The following is a 9,083-nucleotide window of genomic DNA, read 5'->3' as shown; positions in this document are numbered from 1 at the left end:
AGTTTTGACATCGGCCCCGTCGCTGACAGTGTTCGCGTAAAGAACTCTCCGTTCGAGCCAAAGTCATTCAACAGCTCGAGATACCCATCCCCGGCGACGTCTTCGTACTTGACTCGCCCCCTTACGACGTACTGATGATTGAGAATACCCGGTGACTCACACACGGCGACCCGTGTTGTGCTTGGCTGATCGCTACCCAGAACGATGACGGCGGGTTCACTGGCCGGTCCCGCCGAAGAAACCGCGTTCTGACCCATCTCTTCCAGACTCGCAAAAGTGAGCTCCACCGTCGGGGCCTCACCAGAGGCACTATTACGGCAAGTCAGCAGAAGCACCGCGACTAACATCATCCGTAGAAACATGATTCGTCCCCTTCTCGTTTTCTTTCGCGTGTGCGGCCAGTAGGGTCTTCAGTGTGCTGAGATCAATCTTTCCGTCGATCAAAAGTCCGCGCAATGTTCGCTCGAAGTCACTCATCCGTGACTGGCTGTCAAAGACCTCAATCTTGGCGATCAGACGGTCCAGACGGAGTCGCACAGTGGGATAAGAGATGGAATATGCTTTCGCCATCTCTTTCAATGAGCCGGACGCCAGCACGAAACGCTTCAGAAAAGCGAGATCTTCGTCGTCCAGCAGATCGATCCACTTCTTATTGCTCATAACTGAATATTATTCATTCTAGATCAATAATATTCAATATTTTTCTGAGAATTTTTGCACTTTATTTCCATGAGAGCCCGCAGCAGGATGTTGGGGCTGGCGGGTTCCGTTGTCACTGCGCAGGCTTGAGCTGGTCTGGAATTGAGCTTCTGGTATTGTTGCCCTGCTCGACCACCCTGATTGACTCCATGACGCATGAGTAGTGATTCCCCCATTTTGAATTGCGAGGCGCGATGGATCCGCAAGCGATCAGACAGTTCATCGAGTTGAAGTGTCCCGGGACCCGAGTCTTGGTCGCGTCACGCGAAAGCGGTGCACCGGAAGCTGCCTGGGGCGATAGCTTTTTTATTTACGACCCTGATGGAAATCTCCCTTCGCAGCGTCAGTTCCCCTACGCCACCATCGTCGTGAAAGATTACCCGGGGTTCGATGAGTTCTCGCAGCTCAACCGCCCCGGAATCTTCCGCCTGAACCTGGGACTGGGAAAGGACGATTTCCGCAGCGCCCTCGGTCTCTCCACAGACAAGTTCCGCGAACCGACCACACCTGCGGCAACCGAAGACTTTGCCGCAGTGAATCGGCTTATGCCCCACCCCGTCTACGCCGCCCAGGGTTGGGTCTGCATTCTCAACCCCTCACGTGAGACATTCCGCGAGACCATTGAGCCACTGATCGCTGCTGCGTACCTGAAGTCTTTGAAAGCTTTTCGCCAGACTTGAGTGGATATCCCCTGATCCTTTGGCCCGGCAGACTCAAGACGATGATCATCACGGTAGGACTCGATCGGACCGTATTTGCGACAATCAGCATCACAGTCGAAATCATAAGAGATCTCGAACCGCCCCGCTGATGAGCGACATGGACGCCAACCGCCCAAACCACCCGAATGCGGAGTGCTGACTTATGGACATCGGACTTCCGCAACAGAATTCGATCGTCGGCGATAAAGTCGATCTTCGCTCTTCCGTGAAGGGACTACGGAAGACTATTCTTAAAAAATTGGACGTTGCGACACGATTTGCCCAGACGGAGAGTTTTGTCAGGATGGCACATCAACGAGTTTGGCCTGGCCGCCCCGCACCTCTTGGCGCCACCTGGGACGGCAAAGGGGTCAATTTTGCGGTGTTCTCTGAACACGCGACTCAGGTTGATTTGTGTCTTTTCGACTCTCCCCTCGCGACAAAAGAGTCGGCCCGGATCCCCCTTCCCGATCAGACGGATCATGTCTGGAACGGATATCTTCCTGACATCAGACCGGGACAGCTCTACGGGTTTCGTGCCCACGGTCCCTACGATCCCGAGCGGGGATTTCGGTTTAATGCCAACAAGGTCCTGCTCGACCCCTACGCCAAGGGAATCGGACGAGACCTGATCTGGAACGACGCCGCGTTCGGCTACCACATCGGCGATCCGGCTGGTGATCTCAGTTTTGATGAGCGCGACAATGCGGATTCGGCCCCCCTCGCCGCCGTCATCAATCCCCGCTTCAACTGGGGCGGCGACAAGCCCCCCAAGACCCCCTGGCATAAAACGCTCATCTATGAAATGCACGTCAAGGGCTTCACGTGCAAAAGCCCCTGGGTCCCGCGCGAAAGCCGCGGAAAATACGCCGGCGTTGCGTGTGAAGGAACGCTTCGACATCTGCGGTCCCTGGGAGTGACGGCGGTCGAGCTGATGCCCGTCCATCACCATGTCGACGAACGGTTTCTGGTCGATCGAGGACTCACAAACTACTGGGGTTACAACACGCTGGCGTACCTGGCGCCCGAGATGCGGTTCGCCTCGATCCCGAACCCGCAGCAGACGGTCAATGAATTCAAGCGGATGGTTCGCCAGCTTCATCGAAATGGCTTTGAGGTCATTCTTGACGTGGTCTACAACCATACCTGCGAAGGAAATCATCTAGGCCCGACACTGTGCCTGAAAGGGCTCGACAACACCTCCTATTACCGTCTCGCTGACCCCCGCCGCTATTACCAGGACTACACCGGCTGCGGAAATACCCTGAACATGCAGTCGCCCCGCGTTCTGCAATTGATCATGGACAGCCTGCGTTACTGGGTGCAGGAAATGCACGTTGACGGTTTTCGCTTCGATCTGGCAGCGGCGTTGGCACGTGAACTTCATGACGTCGATAAGCTGGGGGCGTTCTTCGACATTATCCACCAGGACCCCATCCTGTCCCAGGTGAAGTTAATTGCCGAACCATGGGACGTCGGGCCGGGGGGTTACCAGGTGGGGAACTTCCCCGTCCTGTGGACCGAGTGGAACGGAAAGTATCGCGATTGCGTGCGCAAGTTTTGGCGCGGCGACGGACACACCGCCAGCGAGTTCGCCACACGCCTGTGCGGCAGTAGTGATCTCTACGAAGCAACAGGCCGCCGCCCCTACGCGAGCATCAACTTCGTCACGTCTCACGACGGATTCTCACTGCATGATCTGGTTTCATACAACCACAAGCACAATGAAGCCAATGGCGAAAACAATAACGACGGAGATAATCACAACATCAGCTGGAACTGTGGATCCGAGGGCCCCACAGATGACCCGGCAGTACTGAAAATTCGCGAACAGCAGAAGCGAAATTTCATGACCACTCTCCTGATATCTCAGGGGGTCGCCATGATTCGCAGCGGGGATGAATTCTGTCAATCGCAAGGTGGCAACAACAACGCCTACTGTCAGGACAACCCGATCAGCTGGCTGCGATGGAAACTGACGAACGAAGAAAGACGGTTCCTGGAATTCACGCAGCGGGTCATTCGACTCTGGAAGTCGCAACCCGTCCTGCAGCGACGAAAGTTTTTTCAGGGACGAATGATTCGCGGCGAGCTGGTCAAGGACGTCGTCTGGCTCACTCCGCTCGGCCAGCAGATGACGGATGAAGACTGGAACAAGGACTACACCCGCTGCCTTGGAATGCGACTTGAAGGGGAGATGGAAGACGAGATCAATGAAAAGGGGCGCCCCATCTCAGGGGACACGTTGCTCATCCTGTTCAATTCGCACAACGACTCGATCCCCTTCCTGATGCCCCCGCACGCCGACAATGAGTTCTGGCAACCTCTGCTCGACACGGCAACCGATTCGCTCTTGAAGCGATTGACGTTCAAGGAACCGTATCCACTGGAAGGTCATTCCCTGGCTGTTCTCAGGCTGAATCGTCCAAAAGTACCTTTCGTCGATCGGGCCAAGTCACAGATCTGGCAATTCGTCAGGGACCAGCGATGGCAGAAGCGTATTCGCTTCCCGCTGTTCCGCCCCGGAACCCCCTGATCCGCGCAAGTCCAATACGATCTGCGAAAACTCCTACATCGGACTCAACAGAGGGGCGACCAGGGGCTGGATCAGGCACTGGGTCCCGATCGCGGTTTGACGATGCGTTCCCACTTTTGAGGGAGACCTTATCGAATGGGCTGAGGTCTCCCTCAGAAGTGTTCGCCCCGGAACGACGGCCTTATCGCGCACTTCATTGCTTCAAACGTGAACTTCACTTCGCGCGGGCTGACAGATCCAGCCCCCTCCGAGAACGCGATCGCCTTCGTACAGGACCAGCGCCTGCCCCGGTGCGACTCCATACTGGGGTGCTTCGAACTGCACGCGAACACGTCCGTCCGAAATCCGTTCCACCACTGCTGGGGCGGCGGTGTGCTGATAGCGAATCTGTGCCAGGCAGTCAAACTTCTCCGGCAGATGGTCCTTGAGCCAGCTTAACCCATCTGCTTCCAACTCATAGCAGGCTAGATCTTCGTACTTTCCCAGCACAACGCGCCGCGTGTCCGGCTCGATTCGAATCACAAAGCGAGGTTCACCGAAGGTGATCCCTAACCCACGACGTTGTCCGATCGTAAACTGGTCGTATCCGGAATGTTTGCCCAGAACATTACCAGAGGGGTCCACAAAATCACCCGCCATGTCGGGTCGACCGCGATACCGTTCGAGAAAGCCGACGTAGTCGTTGTCAGGGATAAAGCAGATTTCCTGACTGTCGGGCTTGGTGGCGACGCGAAGTCCAGCTTCTCCTGCCAGTTCACGAATCTCGGGCTTATTGAAGTCACCGACAGGGAACATGATTCGATCGAGGATCTCGCGGTTAATTCCCGCCAGAACGTACGATTGATCTTTCGATCGATCTCGCCCACGCAGCAAGGCGGGTTCGCCGTCGATCGTTCCGATCCGCGCATAGTGCCCCGTCGCGATCCGCTCGGCACCGACGCTGACGGCAAAGTCCCACAACTTTCCAAACTTCAGCCAGTTGTTGCACATCACGCAGGGATTCGGGGTTCGTCCGGCAAGATACTCATCGACGAAGTAGTCTTTGATCCTGCCAAACGCATCCGAAAAGTTCAGTGCGTGAAAGGGGATATCCAGAACGTCCGCCACGCGGCGGGCGTCGGCCGCATCCGAGGCACTGCAACAACCCTGCTTATTCGCCTTCGCGCCAAGAATCGGCAGGGTCGGCAGCGGTGAGGGCTGTAACGCGTCAACGACAGCGGGAGCAGCTGAAGCCTTGGGCTTGGGTTCGATTCGGCAGGTGGTTTCCTCGACGGCACCAGACCGCATAAACAGTCCGATGACTTCGTATCCCTGCTGCTTCAGCAGCACGGCAGCGGCAGAGCTGTCTACTCCACCACTCATCGCCAGCACCACGCGGATCGCCATTATGCCCGAACTTCCTGGAAATTACTCACAAAACGCTGAAAGGCGTCATCATCAACACAATTAAGACCGGCGACGACTGAGCCGAGCCGCGTTATTTGCCAGCCGATCAATCCAGAGCATCGAGGGGCATCGGAAAAACCTGATCTTACTGGCAAAGCACACAGTGACCACGAATCAGGATTTCGGTGATACGGCCAATCTCGGTCACCGACTTGATTGCGGACTTGGGGAGTTCGACCTTGTGGAGGCAGGTCACACTACCACAATCAACACAAATGAAATGGGCGTGCTGGCATCCATCAGGGTGCGACACGTCACGGATCTCGAATCGCCAGACGTGATCCCCGAGTTCCCGGCGTGTTGCCAGGCCTGCCTCGACCAGATCGGTGAGGTTACGGAGCACCGTCGCTTTGTCGAAACCAAGCGGAACCAGATCGGCCGCAATTTCCGCATGTGTTGCTGGAGACGTGGCCCGCTGCAACCAGTGCATCACCGCCAGTCGCGCTGCTGTCGTTCTCAGTCCGCAGTCAGAAAGAAGTTTCCGCGTCTTGCTAACGGCGTCAATGTCTATGTTTTGAGTCATATTCAACCGTTCTTGCGGCTTACACACCTTCTCGAGGGACAGGGAAGAGAAGACACAAAAGGATACCTTCAACAAACTGCGAAAGGCAATTCACAGCCGATTCCGCGACAAAGCCTTCTCTCCCGGAAACGCCCTACTTCCGTTTCGGTCGCTGAAAAACCTTCTGGGCCCCCAGGATGGCTTCGACCAGTTTATCAACTTCGCCGTGCGTGTTGTAAAAGGCCAGACTTGCGCGAGCTGACGACGTCAGGCCATACAGGTCATGCAGGGGCATCGTGCAATGATGTCCCGCCCGAATAGCCACTCCCTGACGATCCAGAAGATCGGACAGGTCGTGAGCATGCAGCCCTTCAATCACAAAGCTGAGGATCGCCCCCTTGTGGTCGACAGACGGCCCGAGCAGGCGAATTCCAGGAATTTCCCTCATCCGCTGATGGGCGTAGCTCGACAACTGATGTTCGTATTGAGCGATCCTGCCGAGTCCCACGGCGCGCAGATAGTCGATCGCGGTACTCATGGCGACCGCTTCGACGAACGGGCAGGTCCCCGCCTCAAACTTGGCCGGAGGATCCGCCCAGGTCGACGACTGCTCGAACACCTCACGAATCATGTGACCACCCGCCAGGAACGGGTCCATCGCTTCCAGCAATTCGCGGCGAGCATATAGCACACCGATGCCGGTGGGGCCGTAAAGCTTGTGTCCCGAAAATGCCAGAAAGTCGATCTTCGCTCCCTGCACATCCGTGTGACCGTGCGGCACACTCTGCGCCCCATCCACGCAGATCAACGCACCGACGTCATGGGCTCTCCGCGCCAGTTCCGCAATCGGATTGACCGTCCCCAGCACGTTCGACATTGCAGTGACGGCGAGCAGTCGGGTCCGCGATGTCAGAACCTCATCCAGTCTGGAGAGGTCCAGGCGGCCATCATCGGTCAACGGGATGTATTTCAGTTCCGCTCCGGTCGCGCGGGCCGCGAGTTGCCAGGGAACGAGATTCGCGTGGTGCTCCATGGCATTCACCAGGACCTCATCACCAGGTTTGAGGAACTTTCTTGCCCACCCATGAGCCACGATGTTCAGCGACATCGTCGTCCCGGATGTGAAGACGATCTCGTCGACGTCGGCGGCCCCGATAAACTGGCGGACGTTTTCACGTGCGTTTTCCAGTTCCGTGGTCATCCGATCCCCCAATTCGTGGATGCCCCGATGGACGTTCGAATTGAAGTGCTCGAAACATTCGACCATTTTATCGATGACGACACGCGGTTTTTGAGACGTCGCGGCCGTGTCGAGATAGACCAGGGTTCGGTCGTTTGAAAGTCGCTGCGCGAGAATAGGAAAGTCGCGTCGAATCGACTCAACATCGAAAGCAGGATCAGCGGTGATAGACATGGGGTAGATTTTCGTCGCATGGCCTCGACCTGCTCAAAGCGCAGGTCGAGGTTTCTAGAACCAGGCCAAGGCGTCTGGCTCCGGAACAATACGCGGTGCCACGCCGAGAGAAATTATAGACCGAGAGCGTCTTTCATCGAGTACAGCCCCGGTGACTGAGTCACCAGAAACTTGGCAGCGGTCAGCGATCCCACCGCGTAGCTGTCTCGAGATTGCCCCTTAACCGCCACTTCGAGGGTTTCTCCCAGCATTCCGTAGACGATCGTATGTTCGCCGACGTTGTCCCCGACTCGCAGCGCGTGATAGCCGATCTCATTCCGGGGACGCTGCCCTGTGCGCCCTTCCCGTCCATGCTTGTGTTCGGTCTGCCCCATCTCCGCAGCCACGATTTCGCCGAACTTCAGTGCCGTTCCGCTGGGTGCATCTTCTTTGTAGCGATGATGTCGTTCGATGATTTCTACATCGACCCCGCTCGAATGGTCCTTCAGGGCGCGAGAAGCATCCGCGACAAGTTTCATCGCGATATTGACTGCGAGACTCATGCTGGGCGCCATCAGAACCGGAATCACCTTTGACGCGGCGACGACATCGGCTCGCTGTGATTCTGTCAGCCCTGTGGTGGCGATCACCAGAGGAATCTTCCGCTCTTTGCTGAGCGTCAGGATATGAGCACACCCTTCGGGGGTTGAGAAATCGATGATCACATCAAGCGGTTGATCGATGGTGGCACTTAGCGGCACATTCAGCTTGCCAATCCCGGCCAGTTCTCCTGCATCGAGACCCAGCTTGGGGGACGACGCAGACTCGAAGGCGGCGGTAACTCGCAGTGCTTTGTCCTGATGGGCCAACGCGACCACTCGCTGCCCCATCCGTCCGGCGGCACCGTTGACTCCTAATTTCAGAGCGTTTGACATTCAAAAATCCTCTTCATTCCGCTGTGTCTGTCACGAGCGGCGATTGTAATGCAATTCGACTCCCAAAAAAATGGGCCCCTGCCCGGCGCAGCCCCGGCGATCCGATTTCACTCTGTCGAACGGGACCGGACAGCATGCGGGCACTCAGATTAACGACTCAAGACAACCCCACATGCACACCGGACCGGCAAGCCGCGATCAGCAGTTCGCAGGAGGGTCACGAGGGACGCCGACACGAGCAAAACGTCCAGCAGAACCGACCAAGCGCCGATATCAACTCAGCTTCGAAGAGTCAGAGGCGTCTTTGGTCGAGTCATCTCCCGTGATGCTCCCCCCTCGGCAGCAGAGAACAGGGCCACTTGATCGACGAAAGTGAGAGACAATCGTCGGAAGAAACAGAAACCGAGCGAATTAACAACATCGCGCGACTGTATGCGATCGCAAAAACGAAACGGGCGCAAAGACGCTCACCGCAACCCACTCACCCCTTCCCTGCGTGCAACACCCCTTGGCTGCGGGGCGAGGTCGCCGAGCGGATACCGCAGTCGGCCCGCTGCGCAATCGCTCACACTTGCGCGACCTGCCTTCTGGCAGAATCGAGCAGATTCAGAGAAGTACCTGCATCAGTGCGATGACAGATTCAGATGACGGCTTCCACGTCATCGGCCTTCAGGCTGGCCATCGAGTAGAAGAGATTCTCGGACTCGCATTTCTCAACGTACTCTTTGGGCATGGTCTCCAGCGTGGTGGCATCCCATTCGATGATCACCGACTGGCTGGGAGGTTTTCCTGATGTTTCCACAACGGAGCCCGTCCAACCTGCTAATGAGATCTCGGGAAATTCGGGCGAGTTAACGCCACCCTTTACTCG

At 56.7% G+C, this 9,083-nt stretch carries 9 protein-coding genes; 2 read left to right on the top strand and 7 right to left on the bottom strand.

What is annotated here, in order from left to right; all coding sequences use genetic code 11:
• Window positions 1-362, bottom strand: a 362-nt coding sequence (locus VGE80_RS00580; RefSeq protein ID WP_440591298.1) for a hypothetical protein, incomplete at its 3' end; no start/stop codon positions are given.
• Entirely contained in the window at window positions 313-660 is a 348-nt protein-coding gene (locus VGE80_RS00575) for a DUF2089 family protein (RefSeq protein WP_397571343.1), read from the bottom strand. The genes VGE80_RS00580 and VGE80_RS00575, both read right to left, overlap by 50 nt.
• A gap of 233 nt (window positions 661-893) precedes the next feature.
• Here VGE80_RS00575 and VGE80_RS00570 point away from each other — a divergent pair, with 233 nt between their 5' ends.
• Together VGE80_RS00570 and glgX are read left to right on the top strand one after the other, a co-directional pair.
• Complete coding sequence (locus tag VGE80_RS00570; protein ID WP_397571344.1) at window positions 894-1,379, top strand: DUF6194 family protein; 486 nt, start codon at window positions 894-896, stop codon at window positions 1,377-1,379.
• A gap of 325 nt (window positions 1,380-1,704) precedes the next feature.
• On the top strand, window positions 1,705-3,936 hold the full coding sequence (gene glgX, locus VGE80_RS00565; RefSeq protein WP_440591297.1) for a glycogen debranching protein GlgX: 2,232 nt from the start codon (window positions 1,705-1,707) through the stop codon (window positions 3,934-3,936).
• 201 nt (window positions 3,937-4,137) lie between these two features.
• Here the strand turns inward: glgX and mnmA are convergent, their stop codons facing one another.
• From mnmA to VGE80_RS00540, 5 genes are all read right to left on the bottom strand, one after another.
• Entirely contained in the window at window positions 4,138-5,322 is a 1,185-nt protein-coding gene (gene mnmA / locus VGE80_RS00560; RefSeq protein ID WP_440591296.1) for a tRNA 2-thiouridine(34) synthase MnmA, read from the bottom strand.
• A 145-nt stretch (window positions 5,323-5,467) separates the two neighbouring features.
• Window positions 5,468-5,905 (bottom strand): Fur family transcriptional regulator, encoded by a 438-nt coding sequence (locus tag VGE80_RS00555; protein ID WP_373650508.1) that lies wholly within the window; start codon window positions 5,903-5,905, stop codon window positions 5,468-5,470.
• Between the two features lie 133 nt (window positions 5,906-6,038).
• Window positions 6,039-7,298: an aminotransferase class V-fold PLP-dependent enzyme gene (locus tag VGE80_RS00550; RefSeq protein ID WP_440591295.1), complete on the bottom strand. Its 1,260-nt coding sequence runs from the start codon at window positions 7,296-7,298 to the stop codon at window positions 6,039-6,041.
• Window positions 7,299-7,411: 113 nt separating this feature from the next.
• Window positions 7,412-8,212: a 4-hydroxy-tetrahydrodipicolinate reductase gene (gene dapB, locus VGE80_RS00545; protein WP_440591294.1), complete on the bottom strand. Its 801-nt coding sequence runs from the start codon at window positions 8,210-8,212 to the stop codon at window positions 7,412-7,414.
• Between the two features lie 640 nt (window positions 8,213-8,852).
• Window positions 8,853-9,083 (bottom strand): hypothetical protein (locus tag VGE80_RS00540; protein WP_440591293.1); only part of this gene is annotated, 231 nt, incomplete at its 5' end.

It is taken from the genome of Schlesneria sp. (assembly GCF_036405755.1).
Classification (GTDB): domain Bacteria; phylum Planctomycetota; class Planctomycetia; order Planctomycetales; family Planctomycetaceae; genus Schlesneria; species Schlesneria sphaerica.
Note: the sequence above shows the minus strand (reverse complement) of the source record. Positions and strands in the feature narration are given on the sequence as shown.